Below are 24,596 nucleotides of genomic sequence, written 5' to 3'. Positions count from 1 at the left end.
GGTACTATACCCATCCGTAACAACTTACGTAGTAGAAGGTATACCTGTAAAAGTTGTAATTTATGCATACAACCACTTTCAAATTCGAAGCGGGCAGTCCCTATGTCAACAGCCGTCGTCCCGTTGGTCAGGAGATTTATGAACGGCTGATGTGCCAGGCCAGGCGGCTGCACAAAGAAGATATGAGCAAACCCGGCTGGGAACTGATCGTGTACACGCCTATACCTGCCTACCTGAACCAGCCCACGACACTCGAGGTATACTGGGACTACGACAACCCGGACGACCCTGACAGCTAAGACAGGTATATCCCTACACCATTGCTTCCTTTTCACCCGCTTACGCCTAGCATGCCATGAATCTCACCTTTTTCAATACCCACACACTGGCCGGAAGGCTCGAGATTATACTGGCGAAAGGCACCTATCTGGCCGAACGCGGCCGACGGGGCTACCACATTGAGCTTTATGACATGGGCGATTTCTTTGCTGAGGTATGGACTAACCCTGAAACCAATTTCATCGGCCTGATCAGGGGTCTGGCCAGCAAACGTGCCCTTGAGCCCTATGCCCACAATATTAACCTGCTCGATATGATGTGCTGGTAGCTGCCTGCCCCATTTTACGCTTACATTAAATAACAATCCCTTATTTTTAAGCCGTGAACTTTGTCAGGCTCAATCACCGGTACCGCCTCTACGCCTTCTCCGATTACCGGAGCATGAAATCCGCGCTGCCTTATATGCGGCAAGTCACATTGGCTAAAAACCTGCAAGAGGTGGAAGAACCGGAAGCACGGCGCTATGTGGGGCGTGTGGACGGAAAAGGCTTTCAGAACTACCTGCAACCACTCGGTGGCCAGCAAACCAAAACCTCCGGTAAAGCATCCCTTATCACAGCGCTGCAGGTTCTCTACAAAAGCAATGGGTTCTCGGCCAGGTATATTGTGGTGGAAAGAGGGTAAGATTTCAATAAACCATTTGCTCTTTTCGATCGTTAATCGTAATATTGCAATCAAACGATTAGAAAGATGGGACTGACCAAAACCGAGTTTTTTACTGAGAGGCAGAACAAGACGGCCATGCTGCTCAAAGCCTTGGGCCATCCGGCGCGGGTGGCCATTATCGAGCACCTGCTCAAAGTGAAGAGCTGTGTCTGCGGCGATATTGTGAGCGAACTGCCACTGGCCCAGCCCACCGTTTCGCAGCACCTCAAAGAGCTCAAAAGCGCAGGCATCATCAAAGGCAGCGTGGAGGGCACGTCGGTTTGCTACTGCCTCGACGAAAAGGCCTTTGAAAGCCTGAGCGCTTATTTCTCCCATGCGCTGACCGATCTTCAAAATAAGAATTCAACCTGTTGTTAACACCTTAACTTATACTATTATGAAACTTTCAGAGATCAAAAATATCCTGCAGACTGCCGAGGCGGTTAATTTCGAACTGGAGAACGGTGCACTGGTACCCGAGCACTTCCATGTGACGGAGGTGGGCGTGATCACGAAGCACTTTATTGACTGCGGCGGTACGGTGCGCCACGAGAAAGTGGCCAACTTCCAACTGTGGGACGCCAACGACTTCGATCACCGCCTGAAACCCCAGAAACTGCTCAACATTATCGCCCTGTCCGAAAAAACCCTGGGCATGGAAGACCTGGAAGTGGAAGTGGAGTACCAGAGTGATACGATCGGCAAGTATGACCTGGGCTTTAACGGCCAAAACTTCGTGCTCCTGCGCAAAACGACCAACTGCCTGGCCACCGATAAATGCGGTATACCTGCCGAGCAAACTCAAAAGCCTAAAATCAACCTGAACAACCTGATTGTTGGCGGAAATGCCTGCACGCCGGGTGGTGGCTGTTGCTAAAACCATATTCAGAACCAACCTAAAACGACACGATGAGTAAGATAGCGCTCTTCAGCGACATCCATGCCAACCTGCCTGCCCTGGAGGCCTTTTTTGCAGATGTGGACGCCCGCAAACCCGATTTCATCTACTGCCTCGGCGACCTGGTCGGGTATAATATCTGGCCAAACGAGGTGATCGACGAGATCCGGAAACGCCATATCCCGACCATTGCCGGTAACTACGATTTTGGCATCGGCCGCGCCACGGACGACTGTGGCTGCGCTTACAAAACGGAGGAGGAAAAGGCCAATGGCGCGGTGTCCATCTCGTTCACAAACGACATCATCAAGCCGGCGCAGCGCAGCTATTTGCGCTCGTTGCCGGCACATATCAAAGTAGAGTTTCAGCTCAATAACGACAAACTCAATCTGCTGCTCGTGCACGGCAGCCCGCGCAAGATAAACGAGTACCTGTTTGAGGACCGCGACGAGAAAAGCCTGCTGCGTATCATGAAAGATGCCGATGCCGACATTATGTGCTTTGGCCATACCCACAAACCTTATCACCGCATACTGGACTCAGGCGAAGCGGGCCAGGCGCATTTCCGCCATGCCATCAACATCGGGTCGGTAGGCAAACCCAAGGACGGCGACAACCGGGGTGGCTATGTGATGCTGTCCATCGACGAGAACAGCTCGGTGCTGGACAGGAACAGTGTGGAGGTGGAGTTTATCCGCTTTGCCTACGATTTTGAGAAAGCCGCCCGTGCCGTGGAGGAGTCCATTTTGCCAAACGCCTACGCCGACAACCTGCGCAAAGGCTGTTAATTAACGTGTATGTCTGCTAACAACTGTACCCCCACTTACCAACGGAAAAAACTCCGCTTCTTCGACCGCTACCTCACGCTGTGGATCTTTTTGGCCATGTTTCTGGGTGTGGGCATCGGCTACTTTATACCTGAATCCTCCGGGTATATCAACTCCCTGTCGAGCGGCACGACCAACATCCCGCTGGCCATCGGCCTGATTCTGATGATGTACCCGCCCCTGGCCAAGGTCAGGTATGAGCAGATGGGCGAAGTGTTCAGAAACGTGAAGATCCTGAGCATGTCGCTGTTGCTGAACTGGGTGATCGGGCCTTTCCTAATGTTCTTTCTGGCCATCCTCTTTTTCCATGACCAGCCCGAGTACATGATCGGTCTGATCCTGATAGGTATAGCCCGTTGCATTGCGATGGTAATGGTATGGAACGAGCTGGCCGAAGGAAACCGGGAGTATGCAGCCGGACTGGTGGCGCTCAACAGCATTTTCCAGATTTTCTTTTACAGCCTGTATGCCTACCTGTTCATATCAGTGCTGCCTCCCATGTTCGGCATCAAAAGTGCCGAGATCAACATCACCATCGGGCAGATAGCGGAGAGTGTGCTCATCTACCTTGGCATCCCTTTCTTTGCCGGCATCATCAGCCGCTATACCTTAATTCACCTGAAAGGACTGGACTGGTTCAACAGCAAATACATCCCGTTCATCTCCCCTATCACGCTCATCGCGCTGCTGTTCACCATCGTGCTCATGTTCAGTTTGAAGGGGGAGCTGATGGTCGAGATTCCGTTTGACGTGCTGCAACTGGCCGTGCCACTGGTGCTTTACTTCGCCCTGATGTTTGTGATCAGTTTTTTACTGGGAAAGTTGCTGGGTGCCGACTACGCGCAAAATGCCGCTATCTCTTTTACGGCCACTGGCAACAACTTCGAACTGGCCATTGCGGTGGCCATCGGTATTTACGGCATCAACAGTGGGCAGGCATTTGCCGGAGTAATCGGTCCGCTGGTAGAGGTGCCGGCGCTGATCCTGCTCGTGAACGTGGCATTCTGGATGAAGCGAAAGTGGTATCGCCGGGAGCAGGGCCTTGCAAAATTGTAGAGGAACAGCTTTTGCCAAACAAAACACGGCGAGTTACCCTGGAAAGAGCAGCTCGCCGTGTTTTGTTTTATTTCTGCCGGGTGGGTTGGCTTACCTCGCGTTCGTTTCCAAAATATTCGACAGCACATCTTCCTCCAGCGGCTTTACCAGAAAACCAACTACATTGCCATAAGTCGAAGACCGTTTTTTATCCAACTCACTCGTGGATGAGCTAAGGATGTATACGTTGTAGGCCATCTGGCTTTCCTGCATTCTATCCAGAAAACCCCAACCGTCCAGTTCCGGCATATTCAGATCGAGCAGGATGACATCGGGGTCGATGGTGGTCACTTCGCCGAATGCTTTTACAGGGTCCGTGAAATTATAGACATTATGAGCCGGATTGATGTTCCGGATAAAAGATTCAGTGATGAAATTGGTGATCTCCATGTCGTCGACCAAAAGTATTTTCTTCATAAAATAAAAGTTAATCTGCCCCTAGCTCGATCAGTTCGCCAGTAGCATTGTCTATTACCTCACGCAAAACAGTGTCCAGGTCAGTCGCTGATTTGCTAAGTCGCGGCAGCACCTGCTCCTGTATGGTTTCCATTGATTGCGCTTGCCCCATAATTTGCACCAGGCCCAGCACCCGGCTAAGGGGCTCGCGCATCTGGTGTGCGCTGGCGATGGAAATCTCCAGCAGGCGTTCGTTCTTTTTCGTGATTTCGGATGTCCGCTGTTTAATTACCTCCTGCTGTTGGGCGTTTATATAGGAGATCTCCTCGTTTCGCTTGTCCAGCTCCTGAAAAAGGAACAGCTCCAACAGTTTTGACTCCAGGCTTTCGGCCATCAGCCTGACAAAGGTAACATCGCGCTTTGTAAAAGGTTTGCTCTGCCCGGCCAACAGCGACACGAGCAAGCAGCGCTCCTGGTTCTCAAACACCCAACCCCAAAGCTCTGTCTGCTCTTCTGTTGGCACCTGATAAGCCAGTGGCAGCATCGCTACCTGCTGGTTGTTCCAGCAGAGGGGCCTCTTCTGGGATAGCAATTGCTTCTCGTGCGGCATGTAATTGCCCTCGCCAAGCACCTCTACCTGCGCATCCTGCATGCTGATGGTGAAATGGGCGAAATGCTCCTCCCACTGAAAACTGATGCGAACGCAGTGGTAATTGAAGAGAAATTTGAGGTTTACACGCAGCACGTTGGCTACCTCCTCAAACGAGCGGCAACGGCTCAGGCTGTTCGAAAACTTTGAAAAAGCTTCGTAAGTTACCCGGTATATCTGATTCTCTTCCACAAAAACAACCTTTGGCGCTAAGACGCAGCAGCTTAAAACTCTGGCTCCAGCAGCTCGTTGTCCAGCTTGATGCCCGAGATGGTCGCTATGGTGTTAAGCATGTTCACCAGATCAGCCTGTGCCATCAACTCCTGAACTTCTTCATCAGAAAAGCCCTCCTGCGCCAGCTCTTCGAAGTCTGCTTGCGCTACGGAAGCTGTGTGAAGCGCGGCTTTGGTGGCAATGCGCACAGCCGTTCTGTAGCTCTTCGGCAGAACCGGGGACTCCAGATCAGCAGTGGGTTTAAAGTTTTCATCGTCTGTGATCATTTTGCCCATGCTGTCGGCAAAAATACCGTGTGCCTGCGCGCAGTAATCACATTTCCTTTCCTTAGAAACGTTGTAGATGATAAGCTGCTTCAGGATGTTAGGCACCTGCCCTTCGAGCAAAGTAGATCTGAGTTTTTCCCAATTGCCGCGCAGCAAAGTAGCGTTGTTGCCCTGGCACTTAAACCAGTTCAATACAAATGGAAGCTGCAGGGCTTGCATGGTTTCGTCGTAAATGGCTTTTACCTCAGGTGTTGCCTCCTCATATGGCACCATTTTAAACCGGGAGGTAGCAGAAGAAATAGAAGTATTCATATTGGAAAAGAGCTTAATATAAACATATACCTATACAAATATAATGATTCTAAAGCTTATCTCAATCACAACCCGATCAGAATTATCCATTAAATATTTGGCGGCAAGCGGGATACCGCTGCTTAACTAAGCAGGTAAAATAGTGCAATTAGCTGGACAGGATCGGAGCCTGTATTGTGGAGCGATAAATTTATTGCTGCGAGGCACAGCATCGTTGAATTGCTTGCAAGGGAAACTTTCTCCGGTTAATCGAGCGGGGGAAATGGAGCTGAGCATCTGTCCCCCTCTTTTAACCGGACCAGTATCTGTGCAAAGCCATACCCTGGGGAGACCGCAGGGGTGTTCCTGAACTGGCAAGTATAACTACCTGAAGCAGAAGGCCTGCCGATACCGACAGGCCTTCTGCTTGCAGGGTTGAGGGAAGTACTAATCAATTCGCCACCTTCTGTGCAGAACCTTTGAACAACCTGCTGCCCATCGAGACCACCTGGGCAATAACAGCCCCTAAGAGTATGCCGCCCAAAGCCAGCACCACGACCTTCACCAGCCAGCCAAGAAAAGGCACATCCGGAAAGAGATTGCCCAACACCTCCATGGGGTGATGCATGAATGGCAGACCATGCGCAATAATTTCGGCCCCTACCCACAGCATGGCCGCCGTACCCACATACCCGAGAATCACCAGGAAAGATGGCATGGCTTTCACGATGCCGCGCCCGATCTTCTGGGTGGTCGGGTGAAATTTGCCCTGCGCCATGTGCACCCCAATGTCGTCGGCTTTCACGATGAGCCCCACAAAGCCGTACACCGCAACGGTAATGAAAATAGCCACCGCCAACAGCACCACGATCTGGTTCATCAGGGGGCTGTCGGCCACCGTGGAATAGGCAATGGCCATGATCTCTGCGGATAGTATAAAGTCAGTGCGCACAGCACCATTTACCCGTTGTTTCTCCAACTCTTCCGGTGTGATCACCTCCATCTCCTCTGTTGGCTCATCTGTGGGCTCGTGTGTTTTGCTGAACATGGAGTGGACTTTCTCATAGCCCTCGAAGCACAGGTAGGCACCGCCCAGCATGAGGATGTAAGGTATAACCGCTGGCGCAAAGTAGCCCAGCACCAGCGCCGCCGGCCCCAGAAAGATCGCTTTGTTGATGACTGACTTTTTGGCGATCTGCCAGATGATGGAGAGCTCGCGCTTCGGGTCGAGGCCCACCACATATTTAGGCGTTACAGCCGTATCGTCGATCACGATGCCGGAAACTTTGCCCGTTGTTTTCGCCACCTGTGTCGGTACGTCATCCAGGCTGGCCGCGCTGACTTTCACCAGTGCCGCCACATCATCTAAAAGCGCAAGTAATCCTGTCGCCATGTTGTATTCTTTAGTTTAAGGTATAATTTTTTTGTGCTGCCTACTCTGTACGGATTAACCTGGCAAGCAGTCTTTTTTAATCTTCTAATTTAATCGAGCCTTATGCCTTGCTGATAGGGCGATTGCTCGGCTTCAAACTTAAGCCTGCGTTAGCATTAGTCTACAAGTTGCCTGGCGGCGGCTTCTTTGATAACCGCGTCTAGTTGCAGGCTATTCTCAATGAGCATCTTACAGATATTTCTTACATTCTGATCCAAAGGCATGTTTTCCAATACCTTGGCCAAACCCATGATATTGGCCAGCGGCCTCCTCACCACATGCGACTGGTAAAAGGAAATCTCCTGCAAAAGGGATTTTGCATCCTGGAGTTGTTCGTGGTAAGCCGTATAATCTGTGATGTCGTAGCCCAGACAGAACATGCCGGCAGGGTTTCCGTCTTCGTCCAGTATAGCCTTGTATTCCCATTGCGTGATCAAATATCCGCCTTTGCCGTCGTGTTTGCGGATAGTAGCCGGGAAAGTACAGGCTGGATTGGTGAAGCACTGCAGGGCCACCTCTTCGCACACCTTACAGTCGTCTGAGTGCATAGTCACTTCATAGGGCTGCCCCACTATACACCCATGAATGTCCCGGAAGGCTTCGTTATAGCAGTTGTTTACATAGGTATACCGTCCCTCCATGTTGGTGGTGATGATATAGTAGAAGGTGGAGTTCTCCAGCAGCTGTTTGGTCTCTTCAAAACTCGTCATGGTACAGAAATAAGAAACCAATATATATAGTATCTACTCTGTAACCAATTTTTAGTGGGATGATTTTCTAAGAGAGGTTATGCGGTTTATCAGGTTGGGGAAATGAATCGATGTTTGACCGTTCGATTTTTTGGGAAGGAATGTGAAGGGTGGATAAAGATGAGATTTGGGAAGTGCTGACTAAGTACGACACACTTGATCTTTAGAACTATAAATAATAGAATGTTAGTTCAGCTTTTTGAATTGGATGATTGTAAAAAATGTGAATTAATAAATGAATTTTCATTTAAGGTACTTCCGGATGACGTCGCTGTTCCGTATTTACAATCTGCTTTAATTTCATTAGCAACTGCCTATGAGAAGGCGGATTTCAAATCCGCGACCCTGATCTTTCGGATTGCAAATCCGAAAGATCAGGGTTTGCTATCGCTCCAGTAGTTAACTCAATTATTAAAATTAAACACATCTAAACTATTTGAAAATCGTTTTTAAGGCATAAATTAGCATATGGATTGCATAATTGATCCTTAAAAAGCCGATCTAATGATTTTAGAGTTTAACATGAAAAACATTGGGCCTGTAAAAGATGAGCAATTGCTTAGTTTTGAGGCCTCAAAGGATACTGAATTAGATGATTTCTATTGTATAGAAGTAAAACCTGGACTGAAGATTTTAAAGATGGGTGTAATTTATGGCCCTAATGCTTCAGGGAAAACAACTATATTAGAAGGAATTGAGCTCTTACGTCAATTAGTTTTGTTCCCTTTAGATCAAAAAGATGATACTCTCGGTTTTGAGCCATTTCTTTTTGATAATGTATCTAGCAAATCATCGAGTATACTTGGTATAAAGTTCTTCATTGATAAAGTTAAATATGATTATGAAATAGAGTTTGATAAACATAAAATAATTAATGAATCATTATTCTACTACCCGAATGGTAAAAGAGCAAAATTATATGTAAGGTTTACAGAAATTATTAAAAAAAGCTATCATTCATTTATTGATTTCGGGAGTAAAATTGGAACAGGTTATAAAGACAAAATAATATTAGAAGGAAATACATTATCCAATAATACAGTTTTAGGAGCTGTATCAAAATCTAATGCCCAATTTCCCGAACTTGAAATTGTATATAATTGGTTTAGCACGTATTTACAAAGTTTTATTTCTCCTCATCATGACCTATTTGCCTCTACAAGTGAATTGGCTGAAGAATCTATAGAAATCAAAAATATTTTAATCAAGCTCATACAGAACGCTGATTTTCACATTACTGATTTTGAAGTTCAAGAGAGTGAGGAGGAAGTTGGCTTGCATATGATTAGTGATCTATACCAAGCTTTGCCTCCTGAAGATTTGGTTAAGGTGTTGAAAGAAAAGAGAATGCTGATGAAGGATATTATTTTTCATCACAAAGTTAAAGATGAACATAATGATTATACTTCATATAAACTGAAATCAAGTCATGAGTCTAGAGGCACACTTAGATATTATGGATTGAGTGGTGTTCTTGCATCTGCAATTATCAAACCCACATTTGTGAGTATAGACGAAATAGAAACTTCATTACATCCTGATTTGATGAAGCAGTTTATTTTAACTTTTCTAGCTACTACAACTGATTCTCAGTTACTTTTTACAACTCATAACGTGCTATTTCTTTCTAATAATGATATTCTGAGAAATGATGTTGTTTGGTTTACTGAAAAACAAGAAAATGGAGCTACAGATTTATACTCTTTAAATGATTTTGATTCTAAAACATTTAGGAGGAAATATAACTCAGTTTTCAATGCTTATAATGTTGGAAAATTAGGTGCTAAACCTAAAATAGGGAACATCTTTTTAAATTTTGAAAATTAGTGTTTAGCACCTAATGGCACGAGAAAAGAATAAAAGAAAACCAAGAGTTAAAATTGCAATAGTCGGTGATGGACAGACAGAGAAAATTTATTTTGAACAGCTTAAAGAAGAGGAGTCAATTCCTGATATTGATATAAAGCCTGATATTCCGGATAAGTATGGTGGATATTTATCAGCTATAGAAAAAGCAAAATTTTTGGTTGAATCTGGTTACGATTTTGTCTTTTGCTTAATAGATTTAGATAAAGTGATCAGTGATGGTAAACTTAAATGGTTAGAAACTGAAACCAAAAAACTAGAAAGAAGTGGTGCATGTAAAGTTTTACTATGTAACCCTTGCTTCGAAATATGGTTTTTATTACACCATATTCCTACAACTAAATTATTTCGTAGTTATTCAGAATTAGAAAAAGAGTTGCATAAACACATGGCTTCTTATACCAAGGAAATTAAGTATTTAAAGTCAAAAAATATTTATAAGCTATTGAAGGACAAACTTCCTACAGAGGCTATACCTAATTCAGTAAGATTAGAGAAAAATCAAAGCGATGTAAGTGCTCATCATCCTAGATGTCAAGTGCATGTTATTTTTCAGCGTCTTTTCCCAAAAGATGAAAGATTTAACCGCACCGTTTAAAATTTAGATTTTATTATCTGATTAATAAAAAAGCCCTGTAAGCAATTTACTTACAGGGCTTTTCATTTGTACTTGTACCTTGGGCCGGAGTCGAACCGGCACGAGTGTAACCTCACAGGTGTTTGAGACCAGCGCGTCTACCAATTCCGCCACCAAGGCATTACTAAATTCCTAATCGACTATCAGGAACGTGATGCAAACTTAGATAATGTTTCTTGAATACGCAAAAGATATTTTTTCTTCAGATAGTAAGTTTTTACCTCCTGCAGGGCCTCTTCTTTGGTAACACCGTGAAGCTCAGGGTATCGCTGCAAAACTGGTAGCACATCATTTTCTAAGGTAGCCATGATACCGGTGCTCTTCTCCCCTATTTCGTGCAGCTTGGCGGGGTCAAAGTCAAACTCCAGCTCCATCAGCTCCTCGTTCAGCTCCATCATCTCCATCAGGAAGTTACCCGGCAGTTCGTTTTTGCCTTCTTCCAGCAAACCGTGCTCCTTCAAAATGTACTGCATGCGCAGGTCGGCATCGCTTAGGGTGCGGTAGGCATTGGTGTTGAGCGTGGAGAGCTCCAGTATTTTGTTTTGCGTGCTCAGGTCTTCGTTAGCATAAAAGTCCGGGTGGTACTCGCGGCTCAGTTCGTAGTAGCGTCGTTTGATCGCCTTCTCGTCCGGCAGAAAACTCTCAGGTATATGGTAAAACTCGAAGTAATTCATTTTTTACAGGGATCAGTTAGCAGTAAACAGTAAACACCATCAGGTATACGTTGCAAAAGTACAGGAAAAGCAATGGGATTGTTTAAACTCTTATAAACATCCTGTCCATACCTGCGGATTGTTAACTGTTAAATGATAACTGTTAAATGTTTACTGATTTATTGGACCAGGCCTGGGGCTTCTCGGCAAAGAGCGCTTTGGTGGCTTTCCATACCTGCCCGAACAGTTCGGAGTCGCGGTAGTTGTTGAGGTGCTCTTCAGAGTCCCAGAGGCTGTAAGTGCTGTAGATATTGGGGTGGTTCAGGTCCTGCAAAAGCTCTACATGGTTGCAGCCCTCAAAAGCACGAATCTTATCCTTTGAGTTGCGGAATATCTCTAGAAAATCCTCCGTCTTCTCTGGCTGAAAGGTCATGCGGACAATGCGGATGAGCATAGTTTTTTGATTTGAAGATGTGTAGATTTGAAAATGTAAAATGTTCTGAAAGTCGAAATTATAAATACAATTTAGAACAGCAACTACTTCATGCTAAAAACACATGAAGCTATTCACACCTCTCATTTCCAAATCTTCAAATTTTCAAATCTACACATCTATTAACTTCCTGGATAAAAGCGCACGTCTACCTGCGAATCGAAACCAAGCCCCAACAGTTCGGCGGCATTGCCTTTGTTGATGCCGATGCAGAGCTGGCCAAGGTGGTTGTAGAGGCAGCAGCAGTCCCCGTCTTCTACCTGGGTATAGTTCTGGTGGATGCGGCCCACCGTTTCGCGGCCAAAGTGCACGGTATAGGTACGCCCGTGGGCAATGGTGTCGACGCTGTCTTGCGTAATGTTGGTGATGAGGTTGCCGTATCGGTCCACATGGATAACATGCCCTGTTATGGAGTGGTCGTTAAGTCGCAACTGGCGGTTCATCAGTTGCTTATAGCTGGTGGTGCGCTCGCCTAAAATATCAATGTCACCGCCCTTTGCCAGGAACAGCGCAGCAGGTGCCAGCAGGTCCTTGGCCGGGAAGGGCAACAGGCTATCGTCGGTCTGTATTTCCACCACGACTTCGGGCTCGCCGTTTGTCAGGAGGGAGAGCAGGCCATTGTCGGCCATCAGGAAATAGTGCCCTTTGTATTTTGCAGCATGATATTTGCCCTGTTTGCAACCGTGGGTGTCCACGGCGATCAGGTGCACCGTGCCTTCCGGAAATTCCTGGAACACAGCCCCGATCACGTACTCCGCCTGCGGAATATTAAAGGGTTCGATGCCATGGGAAATGTCTACAATGTTAGCCTGGGGGTTCAGGGACAGCATGGCGGCCTTCACGGCGGCCACATAATGATCGGTGTATCCGAAGTCTGAGGTAAACGTAATTACAGCCATAGAGCGAACTATAATTTAAGTAGATTTGTCATCATTGTGTAACAATTTTAGCTAATTTACAGAATATATTACCAACGTACTATATATAAACATAAACATTTGGTAGAGAAAGTAATAACATTAGAGAATATCTCTCTTATAGATTTTCTGGGGACAGAGAATCAGAATATAAAGCAACTGGCTGCCGCTTTTCCAAGCAGCAAGATCATTTCCAGGGGTAACGAGATAAAGATTCAGGGACAAACGCCTGAGATCACTAAAATTCATGAGATCCTTTCTTCGCTGATCGATCACTATCATAAGTTCGGGAAGATTACGCATAACAGCGTAAATAGATACCTTTCAGCCGATTCTTTTACGGATGAGGAGGTGATCATCACTTCGCCGGATGTGATCGTGTATGGCAGCAAGGGAGGCATTATCAAAGCCAAGACGCCTAACCAAAAGAAACTGGTGGAGTTGGTGGAGAACAATGACCTGGTGTTTGCGCTGGGGCCTGCCGGTACGGGTAAGACCTACATCTCGGTGGCCATGGCCGTGCGCGCCCTCAAGAACAAGGAGGTAAAGAAGATCATCATCTCCCGCCCTGTGGTGGAGGCCGGCGAAAATCTGGGTTTCCTGCCGGGTGACATGAAGGAGAAGGTAGATCCTTACCTGCGCCCGATCTATGACGCCCTGGAGGACATGATCCCGATGGAGAAGCTCAAATATTATCAGGAAAGCAAGATCATTGAGATCGCGCCACTGGCTTACATGCGTGGCCGTACCCTGAGCAATGCCTTTGTGCTGCTCGATGAGGCACAGAACACGACGCCAGCCCAGATCAAGATGTTCCTGACCCGCATGGGCCCGACCTCGAAGGTGATGATCAACGGTGACCGCTCACAGATTGATTTGCCGCACAGACAGAAGTCCGGCCTGATAGACGCGCTGCATACCTTGCGCAACGTGAAAGGCATTGGCTTTATCGAGATGCAGCCGGAAGACGTAATGCGACACCGTTTGGTACGCGATATCGTGGATGCCTATACGCAGGCCGACGAAGCCCGACAGACTGCCAAACTGGAAGCCGAAGCCGCTGAGTCAGGCACCCCGGTCAAGGTAAACGGACGCAAAAAGAAGGTTGAATAGCTGATTGCATAACACAGGATGATACAGGTTTTTCGTGCTGAAAGTGAGCAGGATGTCAACACAGCCTTTGGCATACGTGTGCAGGTGTTTGTGCTGGAGCAGCAGGTTCCCCGAGACGCTGAAAACGACGCCTTCGAGCAAACGGCGAGCCATTATGTGGCAACCTGCGAGGGGGTGCCCTGCGGTGCTGCCCGCTGGCGTGTGACGGACCAGGGTATAAAACTGGAGCGCTTCGCTGTGCTGCAGAACTACCGCAACCGACAGGTTGGCGCTGCTCTGCTGCAGGCCGTTTTGGAAGACGTGCAGGCCGACCATGCAGACAGCAAGGTATACCTGAACGCACAGCTACCGGCCGTCAATTTTTACAAGCGCCATGGCTTCGTAACTGAAGGCGATATGTTTACGGAGTGCGACATACAGCACTATAAGATGGTGTATAAGGGCTGATGAAACGGTGGGCTCCCTACCCTTTCGTCCGCATTTCCCTTAGCTTTATTGCAGGTATACTTGTGTACCTGTACACAGGCAGGGAGTTCGGGTATAGCCTCGAACTCCTTGCCTTTTTTATTGCCCTCTACCTGGTGCTATACCTGTTTTCCCGCAGGGCCAAGACCGTGGGGGCCAACACCCTGACAGGTATAGCCGGGTTGCTGTGCTTTATGGCCGGCGGCATGTGGGCTACCGATATGCGTACGGCTGCCCACCAGCCTTTGCATTTGGGCAACTTGTCAGGTGTGCCAGCCTATTATGTGGGTGTGGTAAACGACTATGTAGTGCAAAAGCCCGGCTACCAGAGTACCGTGTTGCAAGTGGCGCAGGTGCAGATAAACGGCCAGTGGCAGGCTGCCGAAGGCAAGGTGCAGCTATCGGTGCCACACGACTCGGAGCGGGAATACGAACTGAGCTACGGAGACAGATTACTGGTCAAAGGGGCTCCTATACCTGTTGCTCCACCCGCCAATCCCAATCAGTTTGACTACCGTGCATTTCTAGCCAACAAGCAGGTCCATCACCGGAACTTCCTGCAAGCGCACCAGTTCCAAAAACTCGGCTCCGATCCGGCAAACCCGGTACTTTACTTCAGTATCTACCTGCGCCGCCAGCTCGACGCCCTGCTGAAAGAATCCATCAACGAGCGTCGGGAATACGGTATTTCTTCTGCCCTGATTCTGGGTGTGAAAGATGAGCTCGACAACTCCATACGGGACGCTTATGCCCAAACCGGCACCATGCACGTGCTGGCCGTCTCGGGTCTGCATGTGGGCTTGATCTATGGCTTCTTTGCGTTTATATTGGCAGGTCTCAAGCGAACTGCCCGGCAGCGTGTTGTTTACACCGTTATCATCTTGAGTATACTCTGGCTCTATGCTTTTGTCACGGGTCTATCGCCATCTATTTTACGGGCAGCTTTTATGTTCAGCCTCATGACGATGGCCATGGCCTCGAGGCGGCAATACAATATTTACAACACGTTGGCAGCGGCGGCCTTTACACTGCTGCTCTACAACCCTTATTATCTGCTGGAAGTCGGTTTTCAGCTCTCCTTTCTGGCCTTGCTGGGTATTGTATACCTGCAACCTCGTTTTTATAACCTGCTTGTATTTGATAATTGGTTACTCGACAAAGGCTGGGCGCTGTTCACGGCTTCGCTGGCGGCACAGTTAGCTACTTTCCCGTTGGGGCTTTACTATTTTCACCAGTTCCCGGTTTACTTCTGGCTTGCCAATTTAGTGGTGGTGCCCGCTGCTACATTTGTTTTGGGTTCTGGGGGCATCGCCCTGTTTTTTTCGTGGGTGCCGCTTTTGGGTTCCCTGCTTTTCAAGGTACATTTCGGACTAACCTGGGCCATGAACGAGTTTAACCTCTTCATCAACCAACTGCCACAGGCCGTGATCAACGGCATCGACATCAGCGTGTCCCAGGCCTGGCTGCTCTATACTTTGCTGCTCTTATTTATCTTATTCTTCGCCTTCAAACAGCTTCGTTATTTTGCGCTGGCAACCGGAGTAGTCGCTCTTTTGATGGTGCAGGAAATGGCGGAGATTTCGGTTCAGCAAAACCAGCGGAGCCTGGTGGTCTACAGCCTACGCAACGCCACGGCTCTCAGCTTCCTGCAGGGCCAGCAGGCTACAGTCGTGAGCAACACGGCGCTGACACCAGAGAACTATACCTTCAACATCCAGCCCTACCTGTGGCATAAAGGCGTACAGCAAGCCGCGCAACTCACCTTGAACGGTGCCCCGCATTCAGGTATAAGCCATGCAATACTGCCCGACAGCAACAGTGTGCTGGTATGGCAGGGCAAGCGAGTCTTGGTAGTTTCGAAACCACTCAAGGTACAGCCATTACCAAACTTTGAAGTGGATTATGTCCTGCTCACGCAGAACGTGCGGGTGAAAACGGAGGAACTAAAGCCTTTCCGGTTTAAAAAGCTGATCCTGGACGCTTCCAACGCCCCGTGGTACCTGCAGCGGCTAAGGCCACAATTGACAGAGGCAGGTATAGCGTATTATGATGTAACGGAAAAAGGGGCGCTTGTGGTGGAGCTGTAAAACAAAGAGCGCCGCCTCAGACGGGCAGCGCTCTTTCGTTTAAGGTGAGTAAGTAAAAAATCTTAGTTCTGGGCTTTCGGGCCCTCTGCTTGTTTCGGCTTTTCTGCCTCGTATTTTCCGTTGAACTTCTCGTACAGGTACTTCTGCTTATCGTTCAGGTCGATCTTGCGGCCAGCAATAAAGGCGTGCGTCACATTATTAGTGCGCATGTCCAGCAAGTCGCCGGCAGACACCACGATGGTCGCGTCTTTGCCCACCTCAACAGAACCAACCTGCTGGTCTATACCTAGGATCTTCGCCGTGTTCAACGTGATCGCAGCCAGTGCCTGCTCTTTGTCCAGACCGTGCGCAACAGCCGTGCCCGCTATAAACGGCAGGTTACGGATACCGTGCGTGCTCAGGTCGTAGTCCAGTGCGAAAGGGATACCGGCCTGCTGCAACAGGTATGGCGTCTTGTAAGGCATATCCACGTCTTCATCCGAGCGGGAAGGCAACGCATGTACGCCCGAATAGATCACAGCCAGGTTGTTCGCTTTCAGGAAATCAGCCACAGCAACCGCGTCACCGGCACCTACAATCACGATATCTTTCACACCGTGCTGCTTCACGAAGTTCACACTCTCGATGATCTCCTTACCGTAATTGGCATGGATAAAGAGTTTGCGTGAGCCATCGAACAGACCAGTCAGCGAAGACAGCCTCAGGTTTTCTTTCTCATTTTTAGCTTGCTTGTAAACCGCGGCGTCGCGCAGCAGCTGGCCCAGGTCGGCAATGGCCTGCTCGCGCTGCTGGCCCATGCTGGCCATGCGTGGGTTTGCCTCGCCACCTGTATTGATGAGCATGTTTGGCCAGTTCAGGTGTATCCCTCCGTCAGCTTTCACAATGGCGTCTTCCCAGTTCCAGGCATCCAGCTGTACCACCGACGAAGAACCAGAAATAGTACCGCCTACGGGCGTTACCTGCGTCATCAAAACGCCGTTGGCCCGGATGGTTGGCACAATGTCAGAGTCGGTGTTATAGGCCACGACGGCGCGCACGTTCGGGTTGAATTGCCCTACTTCACGCATGTCCAGGGTAGCCCGCACACTCTCAATCTCGTTTAGACCCAACTGTGAGTTAGGCTGTATCAGGCCCGGATAAATGTGCTGCCCGGCCACGTCGATCACTTCATGTCCGTTACGGTTTGCGCCGCTCAACGGACCGGCATAGGTGATCTTGCCCTTGTCGAATCCAACAGCGGCATTTTCCACTACTTTGCCGTTGCCCACGTGCAGGGTTGCGCCTGTCAGCAATATGGGCTTGCTCTGCTTTGCAGCCGGCACCGGCACCTGCGCAAAAGCAGGTACACTGAGCATAAGCGCCACGAAAGCCGAAATATATCTTTTGTGAATTTTCATCTATTTAATTGTTGCATTGCTGCATTGTTGAATTGTTGGTTCGCAACGCGATTTTCACAATCCCAAAACAGCAATTTAGTCATATAACAATTTAACAATTTAATACGCCAGGTAATCCTCTTCCTCGTGATGCGCCACGTCTTCGCAATGCACCACTGCAGCGCGGCCTCTTGGAGGAGCCTGTGTTCTGGCACCGGAAGTTTTGGCCTGCAGCATTTTCTGGATCAGGCGCATGCGCTCTTTCTCCAGGTCAGCACGCAGCTGGGTGTCGCGCTCCAGGTCGTAGTAAGCGATACCGTCCACGTAAGTCTTCTCGGCACGGGCGTAGATGGAAAGCGGATGGTTGTTCCAAAGCACTACATCGGCGTCTTTACCCACTTTAATGCTACCCAGTCGGTTGTCCAGGTGCAAAAGCTTGGCTGGGTTCAGTGTCACCATTTTCAGGGCTTCCTCTTCGCTCACACCTGCGTACTTCACGCTTTTGGCAGCCTCCTGGTTCAGACGGCGGGCCATTTCGGCATCATCCGAGTTGATGGCTGTTGTGACGCCCAGCTTATTCATAATACCGGCGTTCTGTGGGATAGCGTCTTTTACCTCCATTTTGTAAGCCCACCAGTCGGCGAAAGTAGAGCCACCGGCCCCATGGTCACGCATTTTGTCGGCTACTTTATAGCCCTCCAGAATGTGCGTGAACGTGTTCACTTTGAAACCCATCTGATCGGCTACCTTAATCATCATGTTGATCTCGGACTGCACGTAAGAGTGGCAGGTGATATGGCGCTTGCCGTTTAATATTTCCACTAAAGCATCCAGTTCGATGTCGCGGCGCGGTGCGCCAGCGGCGGCCTGCTGCTTCTTCGATAGCTTGTTGTAGCTCTTCCAGGTCTGCTCATATTCTTTGGCACGCTGAAAAGCGTCTACGTATACCTGCTCTACCCCCATTCGGGTCTGCGGAAAGCGCACACTGTGAGCTGGCGGACGGTTGGAGTGCTTCACGTTCTCACCCAAAGCAAACTTGATAAAGCCATCGGCATTCTCCACGAACAGTTCATCCGGGCTCTTGCCCCAACGCAGCTTGATAAGGGCAGACTGACCACCGATCGGGTTGGCAGAGCCGTGCAATAACTGCGAAGTGGTAACGCCACCAGCCAGCTGGCGGTAAATGTTCGGGTCTTCGTGGTTCACTACGTCCATCATACGCACTTCGGCGGTTACGGCCTGCGTCCCTTCGTTCACCCCCTGCAGGGCAATGTGCGAGTGCTCGTCAATGATACCGGCCGTTACGTGCTTGCCCGTGCCGTCGATCACGCGGGCGCCCGACTCGTTCAGGTTCTTACCGACTTTCGCGATCTTGCCGTTTTTCATCAACACATCAGCGTTCTGCAATATACCTTCCTTCTCGTTGGTCCACACAGTGGCGTTCTTGATCAGTACCGTTTCCTGCTTTGGCAACTCTGCCTGACCAAACGCCTGGAAAGGATAGATCATGTTGCCCATTTCTATTGCCTGCTTCTCTTTAGCCGCGTCCTTCTTCGCCTTTTCGGTCATGGCTTCGGAGAACTTTGCGTTCCACTTCACCGGCGTAGCGTCCGGCAACTGTCCTTCGCCCTGCAGGTTTTTATCAGCATACCAGCCGCTCAACCGAATGGCTTCTTTGCTTTTCTTATCTTTGTTGAATGAGAGCGTTACCAGGTTGCCGTTGAAGGTAATCTTACCCGTCACGGTGTCCTGTCCGATCACTTTCAGCTCCGGCTTCTCAGGCATTCCAGCGATCTGCAGTCTGCGCTCCGGCTGCTGTCCGATCTTCAAGGTATAGACGCCTCTGTAATCGGCTGGCACTTCGGTCACCTTGTATTGGTTGCCCTGCACCCAGTTCTCCAGGATCACATTGTCTTCGGCAAACAGGTTGCCGCTCGTGATGATGAAGTTGGCCAGCTTGCCTTTGTCGAGGCTACCTATTTGCTTGTCGGCTTTCAACAGCTGGGCCGGGGTCGCCGTCAGGGCTTTCAGGGCTTCCTCCTCTGACAGGCCGTACTCAATGGCTTTGCGCAGGTTTGGCAGGAAGTCTTTTTTGTCTTTGAGGTCGGCTGTGGTGAAGGCGAACGGTATACCTGCTTTCTGCAGCATGGCCGGGTTGGCCGGGGCCATTTCCCAATGCTTCATGGCGTCGAGTGGCACGCGGCGGGCATCGTAGGTGTCCTCCACATTATAGGCCTCCGGGAAGTTCAACGGCACGATGATCGGGGCATTGGTCGCCTTGATCTCCTTGATCATCTGGTACTCGTCGCCACCGCCTTTGATGATGTACTGCTTCTTGAACTCATCGCCCACCTTATCGGCGCGCAGCACGTTGAGTTTGCTGTTGGCTTCGAATATCTGCGGATAGCTGTTGGCACTGTTAAAAGCGGCCAGTGAGATGTTCTGCTCACGACCCGGGTTCATGTTGTTCCATTGGGCGTCGAAATAGGTTTGGCGCAATAGGGCAACAGAACCCATTAGGGAGTTCGGATAATCCTGTGGCGAGGAGCCTTTCTCAAACGAAAGCGCACTAGCGGCCTTATCGAGCAGAATCACTTCGTTTTCACGCTTGTCAGCCAGTGTTACCAGCGTGGCCGTGCCGCGGGCAATCCCGTCGCGATGAACGGCCAGCACCGTGCCGAAGCCCAGCTTGCGCATTTCCTCGGCCTGTTTCTTGTCTACCTTAAACAGTTCCACAGCGTTTGTTTCCGGACGAATCGCCTGGTTCCAGTTATAGGCGCCCTGCTTGGTGGACTCCTCCTGCGGTGGCGACATCCAGTTGCGACGATCTGCCTTCACTTCCGGCAAACCATAACTCGTAAACATGTCCACCAGCCCCGGATAGATGTGCTTGCCCTTGGCATCGACCACCACGGCCCCGGCAGGGACCTGCACCTTGGTGCCCACGGCCTCCACTTTTCCGTTTCGGATCAGGAGGGTGGCGTTTTCGATCTTGGTTTTGTAATCGGTGTGGATGGTGGCGTTGGTGAGGGCCACCAGTCCGGTGCGCTCGTCATACACGCCATTGCGCGGAAAGGTCTCCTGCGCCATCGCACTGCCTGCTGCTCCCAAAGCGAGACAGGCTGCAATGGTTAAGATTTTTCTCATGTGTCAGATTAAGGTGATAGACTGGTTTGAGTTAAGGTTTAAACACACAAGATAGCCATCTTCCTGCTAAAAATCTAAGCGCAAAGTGCTTAAAATATTAGGTTTCATTGTAAATAGGTATTTTTGAATGTATAAACACCGATAAAACAAGTGAAGCGCCAACCAGTTTAGACCCGAAAGGGTACTTTACGTATGTACTCCTGATCAATTTGACTACTCAAGAAACACCTGCTCGCATGCGCTTATACCTTTACATCACTTTCCTGCTGCTTTCCGTCATGGTTCTGAATGCCACGCCCCTACTGGCGCAAGAACAGACCACCGAAGAGGAAACAAGCAACCCACCCCAAGCGGAGATGCGAAGCGTGAAAGGCCTTATACCTGCACCCGTAATTTATTACACCCCCGACACCCGGCTTGGATTTGGCGCATCACTGCTCGGCTATTTTCGCCTCCGCAGTTATACCGACACCACCTATACCCGCCTCTCGCTCGCCCGTTTGGTGGTGGACTATACCCTGAACAAGCAGACGGACCAATGGCTCTACTGGAACATTTTCACCAGGGAGGAGCGCCTTTTGCTGCGTGGCGAGTTGCGCCACCGCATCTACACCGACCGGTTTTACGGCATTGGCAACAACACCCCCAAGGGAGACCGCGAACTATACGACTATGATATGGTGAGCGCCAAAATAGCCGTGCTCAAGAATGTGGGCTTCCGCAGCTTTCTTGGCCCGGACCTGCAGCTAACCGAGTACTACGACGTGGAGCTGGAGGAAGGAAGCCAGCTGCTTTCGAAACAGATACCCGGCTACAAGACCGGTCGCAACATGGGCCTGGGAGCCATCTTCCTGATTGACCACCGGGACAACACAGCCTACCCCAGCAAAGGCTTTTACCTGGAACTATCTGGCTACCACTTTGGCAAGGCTTTCGGCAGCGATTTCAGGTATAACAACTTCAACTTTGAATTCAACCGCTACTTTGGGCTGGGCAATAACCGCGTGCTGGCCACCAATACCATGCTCAAGCTAAATGATGGGGATGTGCCGGTGCAGCGCCTGGCCACTGCCGGCGGCGACAAGATTCTGCGTGGCTACGCCCGCAACCGCTTTCAGGACGACAACTTTGTGGGCTCACAGGTCGAGTACCGTTTTCCGCTTTTCTGGCGACTCGGCATGGCCACTTTTGCAGGTATAGGCGATGTGTTCGGCAAGCCCTCTGACATTAGTCTCTCCACGGTCAAATACTCTGTGGGCACTGGCCTGCGGTACGCCATCAGACCGGAACAAAAACTAAACTCAAGATTGGATGTAGGTTATGGCCGCGAAGGCTTTAACGTGTATTTGATGATTGGCGAAGCGTTTTAGGATCAGGAGTTCCCTGCAAGAACGGCGAACCCCTCCGAATCAACCAGATATTTTAGACCATGCTGGCGGATTCTCGACCTGACTGACATACAGGTATAAACTCTGTATTTTCGGCACATTAACTGAACACCGGCCAAACCAACTTATTTAAAAAGTTTCTATGCCCATCATAACCGATGCCGCTCCATCGGACCGCCCGTGAATACATTTGCGAAAAAACATCTCCTGGTAAGCACCAACTAACCCTTCTTTTCCCTAATTTTCTACAGGCAAAATCCCGCTTTATACCTGTTACAACACAGATTTACCGCTATACCTTATTCCAGATTGGCTATATGAATCGAAATCTACTCACCATTTGTGTATTGGTACTTTGTCTCGCGTTAGGCACCACCAGCCATGTATTGGCGCAGAACCAACCAGCCGACACAACAGCCACGAAAGTTGAGAAAACCAGGGGAGTCATCCCGATTCCCGTGCTTTACTATACCCCCGACACAAAGCTTGGCTTCGGTGCGGCACTACTCGGCTTCTTCAAACTGAAGAACAGCGAGGACGAGGGATATACCCGCCTTTCGCAAGTGCGCCTCATCGCCGACTATACCTTGCGGAAGCAAACGGACCAACTCCTTGACTGGGCCGTTTTCACCCGCGACGAGAAGTTTCTGCTGCGCGGCGAGTTGCGCCACCGAGTGTACATCGACCGCTTTTATGGCATTGGCAACGACACCCCCGAGTCGGATGAGGAAATCTACGAGTATGATTATGTGAGCGCCAGATTGGCCGCCTTGAAAAAAGTAGGCGCCAAAACTTTCTTCGGTCCCGATTTCCAGATTGCCAACTATTATAACACGAAGCTCAACCCCATCAATGCAGACAGGGAAAGTCAACTCCTTACCCAACAGATTCCGGGCTATCAGGGGGGAGTCAACAGCGGTTTGGGACTGGTGTTTCTCCTTGACAGCCGCGACAACGTGGCCTTTGCCAGCAGCGGTACTTACCTCGAGATGTCCGGTTACCGTTTTGGCAGCACCTTTGGCGGTGACTTCGGCTATAACAACTTTAATCTCGACTTCCGAAAGTATTTCCAGCTGAAACCCAACCATGTGCTGGCGCACAACACCAGTTTCAACCTCAACAACGGCGCTATACCTGTTATGCGCATGGCTATGGCCGGAGGCGACCGGATTCTGAGAGGTTATGCCAAAAACCGATTTCTGGAAGACAACTTTGCCGGTACGCAAATGGAATATCGCTTTCCGCTGTTCTGGCGCTTTGGCATGGCGGCATTTGCAGGTATAGGCGATGTGTTCGACAAACCGAATGACGTGCGTTTCTCTACCCTGAAATACTCCATCGGTTCGGGTTTGCGATATGCCTTGAATCCGGAGCAAAAACTCAACATAAGGGTAGACATCGGGTACGGGCGTGAAGGGGCGAACTTTTATGTGATGATAGGGGAGGCGTTTTAAGCTGGCTATACCTACTGCAAGCCTATACCTGTTCATTATTTACCTGTATGCGACAAAAGTCACACAAGGAATGCTGAAAGAAGCGTAGATTTGTCTGCCATAAGCTAATTCGCCCCAAAGCATGCGCCAACTGTTTCCGCTCCCTTCTCCCCTGCTTCAGAAAACGATTTTCATTGCCTTTGTTGCCCTGATTTTATTCACCCCTTTGCTCAATTCGGCTTTGGCCTTGGGGGCTGGCCTGGTGGTGGGGTTGTTGCTGGGCAATCCATTTAAGGCGCATACCGGCAAAATCTCAAAATACCTGTTACAGGTGGCCGTGGTAGGCCTGGGCTTTGGCATCGATCTATACCAAGTGGCCGAAACTGGCCTGATGGGGATAGCCTATACCCTGGTGTCGCTGGCCGCGACCATGCTGCTTGGTCTACTGCTTGGCAGACTTTTCTATACCCCGCCCCGTCTCACACACCTCGTTTCGTCGGGCACGGCCATTTGCGGAGGCAGCGCCATTGCGGCGGTTGCACCGGCCATCAAAGCCAACGACCAGGAAATTTCCGTGGCACTGGGCATTGTCTTTGTGCTGAATGCAGTGGCCCTTTTTGTTTTCCCGCCGATTGGTAACCTACTTGGCTTGTCGCAGGAGCAGTTCGGCATTTGGGCAGCCATTGCCATACACGACACCAGTTCGGTGGTAGGCGCCGCCACCCGCTACGGCGACGAAGCCCTGCGAATCGCCACGACCCTTAAACTCACACGGGCGCTTTGGATCGTACCCTTGGTGTTGGTCTCCAGCCTAATGTTTAAAGACGGAAACAAGAAACTCAGCATTCCGACTTTTATTCTCCTCTTTGTGCTGGCCTCGGTGCTCAGTACGTTTATACCTGCCGTAGCAACCGTCTCTCCTACCATTGTGATGCTGGCCAAAAAGGGCTTGCTGCTCAGCCTCTTTCTGATCGGTGCCAACATCAGCTTACAGGCTTTGAAAGCCATTAGTCCGAAACCATTTTGGCAAGGGGTTATTCTTTGGCTCTTTATATCGGTAGCCTCGCTGGCGGTCATCTACGGATTAGGTTAAACGAAGTATCTTATAAACAAAAACTATAATTCCATAAATTTAATTGATTTGAACTATATAACTAGAGGCAATACTTTTGAGGCACCTAATCAAAGTAACTTTAAGAC

25 protein-coding genes and 1 tRNA gene are annotated in these 24,596 nt (G+C 49.5%); 15 read left to right on the top strand and 11 right to left on the bottom strand.

Annotation, left to right across the window (positions count from 1 at the left end):
- Positions 1–62 precede the first annotated feature (62 nt).
- The 7 genes from H9Q13_RS07960 (at position 63) to arsB (ending at position 3,765) form a co-directional block, all read left to right on the top strand.
- Positions 63–299, top strand: a complete 237-nt coding sequence (locus H9Q13_RS07960; protein ID WP_191183224.1) for a hypothetical protein — start codon at positions 63–65, stop codon at positions 297–299.
- Between the two features lie 56 nt (positions 300–355).
- Complete coding sequence (locus H9Q13_RS07955; RefSeq protein WP_191183223.1) at positions 356–607, top strand: hypothetical protein; 252 nt, start codon at positions 356–358, stop codon at positions 605–607.
- Positions 608–660: 53 nt separating this feature from the next.
- On the top strand, positions 661–963 hold the full coding sequence (locus H9Q13_RS07950) for a hypothetical protein (protein WP_191183222.1): 303 nt from the start codon (positions 661–663) through the stop codon (positions 961–963).
- Between the two features lie 66 nt (positions 964–1,029).
- Positions 1,030–1,362 (top strand): ArsR/SmtB family transcription factor, encoded by a 333-nt coding sequence (locus H9Q13_RS07945; protein WP_191183221.1) that lies wholly within the window; start codon positions 1,030–1,032, stop codon positions 1,360–1,362.
- Positions 1,363–1,381: 19 nt separating this feature from the next.
- Positions 1,382–1,861: a DUF6428 family protein gene (locus H9Q13_RS07940; protein WP_191183220.1), complete on the top strand. Its 480-nt coding sequence runs from the start codon at positions 1,382–1,384 to the stop codon at positions 1,859–1,861.
- 32 nt (positions 1,862–1,893) lie between these two features.
- Entirely contained in the window at positions 1,894–2,670 is a 777-nt protein-coding gene (locus H9Q13_RS07935) for a metallophosphoesterase family protein (protein WP_191183219.1), read from the top strand.
- A gap of 9 nt (positions 2,671–2,679) precedes the next feature.
- Positions 2,680–3,765 (top strand): ACR3 family arsenite efflux transporter, encoded by a 1,086-nt coding sequence (gene arsB / locus H9Q13_RS07930; RefSeq protein ID WP_191183218.1) that lies wholly within the window; start codon positions 2,680–2,682, stop codon positions 3,763–3,765.
- 90 nt (positions 3,766–3,855) lie between these two features.
- Here arsB and H9Q13_RS07925 read toward each other — a convergent pair whose 3' ends face one another.
- The 5 genes from H9Q13_RS07925 to H9Q13_RS07905 all read right to left on the bottom strand — a co-directional run bounded on the left by H9Q13_RS07925 (position 3,856) and on the right by H9Q13_RS07905 (position 7,782).
- Positions 3,856–4,221, bottom strand: a complete 366-nt coding sequence (locus tag H9Q13_RS07925) for a response regulator (RefSeq protein WP_191183217.1) — start codon at positions 4,219–4,221, stop codon at positions 3,856–3,858.
- Between the two features lie 10 nt (positions 4,222–4,231).
- On the bottom strand, positions 4,232–5,041 hold the full coding sequence (locus H9Q13_RS07920) for a hypothetical protein (protein WP_191183216.1): 810 nt from the start codon (positions 5,039–5,041) through the stop codon (positions 4,232–4,234).
- 32 nt (positions 5,042–5,073) lie between these two features.
- Positions 5,074–5,661, bottom strand: a complete 588-nt coding sequence (locus H9Q13_RS07915; RefSeq protein WP_191183215.1) for a carboxymuconolactone decarboxylase family protein — start codon at positions 5,659–5,661, stop codon at positions 5,074–5,076.
- Positions 5,662–6,091: 430 nt separating this feature from the next.
- Positions 6,092–7,033 carry a DUF808 domain-containing protein gene (locus H9Q13_RS07910; RefSeq protein WP_191183214.1) on the bottom strand — a complete coding sequence of 314 codons (942 nt, stop codon included), beginning with the start codon at positions 7,031–7,033 and terminating at the stop codon, positions 6,092–6,094.
- Between the two features lie 155 nt (positions 7,034–7,188).
- Positions 7,189–7,782 carry a PAS domain-containing protein gene (locus H9Q13_RS07905; protein ID WP_191183213.1) on the bottom strand — a complete coding sequence of 198 codons (594 nt, stop codon included), beginning with the start codon at positions 7,780–7,782 and terminating at the stop codon, positions 7,189–7,191.
- Between the two features lie 561 nt (positions 7,783–8,343).
- On the opposite strand from H9Q13_RS07905, the gene H9Q13_RS07900 reads away from it, so the two are divergent.
- The gene (locus H9Q13_RS07900) at positions 8,344–9,648 is read left to right on the top strand and encodes an AAA family ATPase (protein WP_191183212.1); all 1,305 of its coding nucleotides are present in this window, start codon (positions 8,344–8,346) and stop codon (positions 9,646–9,648) included.
- 13 nt (positions 9,649–9,661) lie between these two features.
- Complete coding sequence (locus H9Q13_RS07895) at positions 9,662–10,285, top strand: RloB family protein (RefSeq protein ID WP_191183211.1); 624 nt, start codon at positions 9,662–9,664, stop codon at positions 10,283–10,285.
- 75 nt (positions 10,286–10,360) lie between these two features.
- Here H9Q13_RS07895 and H9Q13_RS07890 read toward each other — a convergent pair.
- From H9Q13_RS07890 to H9Q13_RS07875, 4 genes are all read right to left on the bottom strand, one after another.
- A tRNA-Leu gene (locus H9Q13_RS07890) sits at positions 10,361–10,444 on the bottom strand.
- 23 nt (positions 10,445–10,467) lie between these two features.
- The gene (hscB, locus tag H9Q13_RS07885; RefSeq protein ID WP_191183210.1) at positions 10,468–10,998 is read right to left on the bottom strand and encodes a Fe-S protein assembly co-chaperone HscB; all 531 of its coding nucleotides are present in this window, start codon (positions 10,996–10,998) and stop codon (positions 10,468–10,470) included.
- Between the two features lie 142 nt (positions 10,999–11,140).
- Positions 11,141–11,431: a putative quinol monooxygenase gene (locus H9Q13_RS07880; protein WP_191183209.1), complete on the bottom strand. Its 291-nt coding sequence runs from the start codon at positions 11,429–11,431 to the stop codon at positions 11,141–11,143.
- 161 nt (positions 11,432–11,592) lie between these two features.
- On the bottom strand, positions 11,593–12,369 hold the full coding sequence (locus tag H9Q13_RS07875) for an SAM hydrolase/SAM-dependent halogenase family protein (RefSeq protein ID WP_191183208.1): 777 nt from the start codon (positions 12,367–12,369) through the stop codon (positions 11,593–11,595).
- A 99-nt stretch (positions 12,370–12,468) separates the two neighbouring features.
- On the opposite strand from H9Q13_RS07875, the gene H9Q13_RS07870 reads away from it, so the two are divergent.
- The 3 genes from H9Q13_RS07870 to H9Q13_RS07860 are packed head-to-tail and all read left to right on the top strand — an operon-like array spanning position 12,469 to position 16,052.
- Positions 12,469–13,500, top strand: coding sequence for a PhoH family protein (locus H9Q13_RS07870; RefSeq protein WP_191183207.1), 1,032 nt, complete (start codon positions 12,469–12,471; stop codon positions 13,498–13,500).
- Positions 13,501–13,518: 18 nt separating this feature from the next.
- Positions 13,519–13,947 (top strand): GNAT family N-acetyltransferase, encoded by a 429-nt coding sequence (locus H9Q13_RS07865; RefSeq protein ID WP_191183206.1) that lies wholly within the window; start codon positions 13,519–13,521, stop codon positions 13,945–13,947.
- A complete protein-coding gene (locus H9Q13_RS07860) occupies positions 13,947–16,052 on the top strand; it encodes a ComEC/Rec2 family competence protein (protein ID WP_191183205.1) in 2,106 nt (701 codons plus the stop codon). The genes H9Q13_RS07865 and H9Q13_RS07860 overlap by 1 nt, the downstream gene beginning before the upstream one ends.
- A gap of 62 nt (positions 16,053–16,114) precedes the next feature.
- Here H9Q13_RS07860 and H9Q13_RS07855 read toward each other — a convergent pair whose 3' ends face one another.
- Together H9Q13_RS07855 and H9Q13_RS07850 are read right to left on the bottom strand one after the other, a co-directional pair.
- Positions 16,115–17,449, bottom strand: coding sequence for an amidohydrolase family protein (locus tag H9Q13_RS07855; protein WP_191183204.1), 1,335 nt, complete (start codon positions 17,447–17,449; stop codon positions 16,115–16,117).
- Positions 17,450–17,548: 99 nt separating this feature from the next.
- Positions 17,549–20,575, bottom strand: a complete 3,027-nt coding sequence (locus H9Q13_RS07850; RefSeq protein ID WP_191183203.1) for an amidohydrolase family protein — start codon at positions 20,573–20,575, stop codon at positions 17,549–17,551.
- Between the two features lie 236 nt (positions 20,576–20,811).
- Between H9Q13_RS07850 and H9Q13_RS07845 the strand changes: the two genes are divergently transcribed.
- The 3 genes from H9Q13_RS07845 to H9Q13_RS07835 all read left to right on the top strand — a co-directional run bounded on the left by H9Q13_RS07845 (position 20,812) and on the right by H9Q13_RS07835 (position 24,489).
- A complete protein-coding gene (locus tag H9Q13_RS07845) occupies positions 20,812–21,945 on the top strand; it encodes a BamA/TamA family outer membrane protein (protein ID WP_191183202.1) in 1,134 nt (377 codons plus the stop codon).
- A 176-nt stretch (positions 21,946–22,121) separates the two neighbouring features.
- Complete coding sequence (locus H9Q13_RS07840) at positions 22,122–23,417, top strand: BamA/TamA family outer membrane protein (RefSeq protein ID WP_224744144.1); 1,296 nt, start codon at positions 22,122–22,124, stop codon at positions 23,415–23,417.
- 121 nt (positions 23,418–23,538) lie between these two features.
- Positions 23,539–24,489: a YeiH family protein gene (locus tag H9Q13_RS07835; RefSeq protein WP_191183201.1), complete on the top strand. Its 951-nt coding sequence runs from the start codon at positions 23,539–23,541 to the stop codon at positions 24,487–24,489.
- Positions 24,490–24,596 lie beyond the last annotated feature (107 nt).

This window comes from Pontibacter aquaedesilientis (genome assembly GCF_014773225.1).
Classification (GTDB): Bacteria; Bacteroidota; Bacteroidia; order Cytophagales; family Hymenobacteraceae; genus Pontibacter; species Pontibacter aquaedesilientis.
This window is presented reverse-complemented; position numbering and strand designations above follow the sequence as displayed.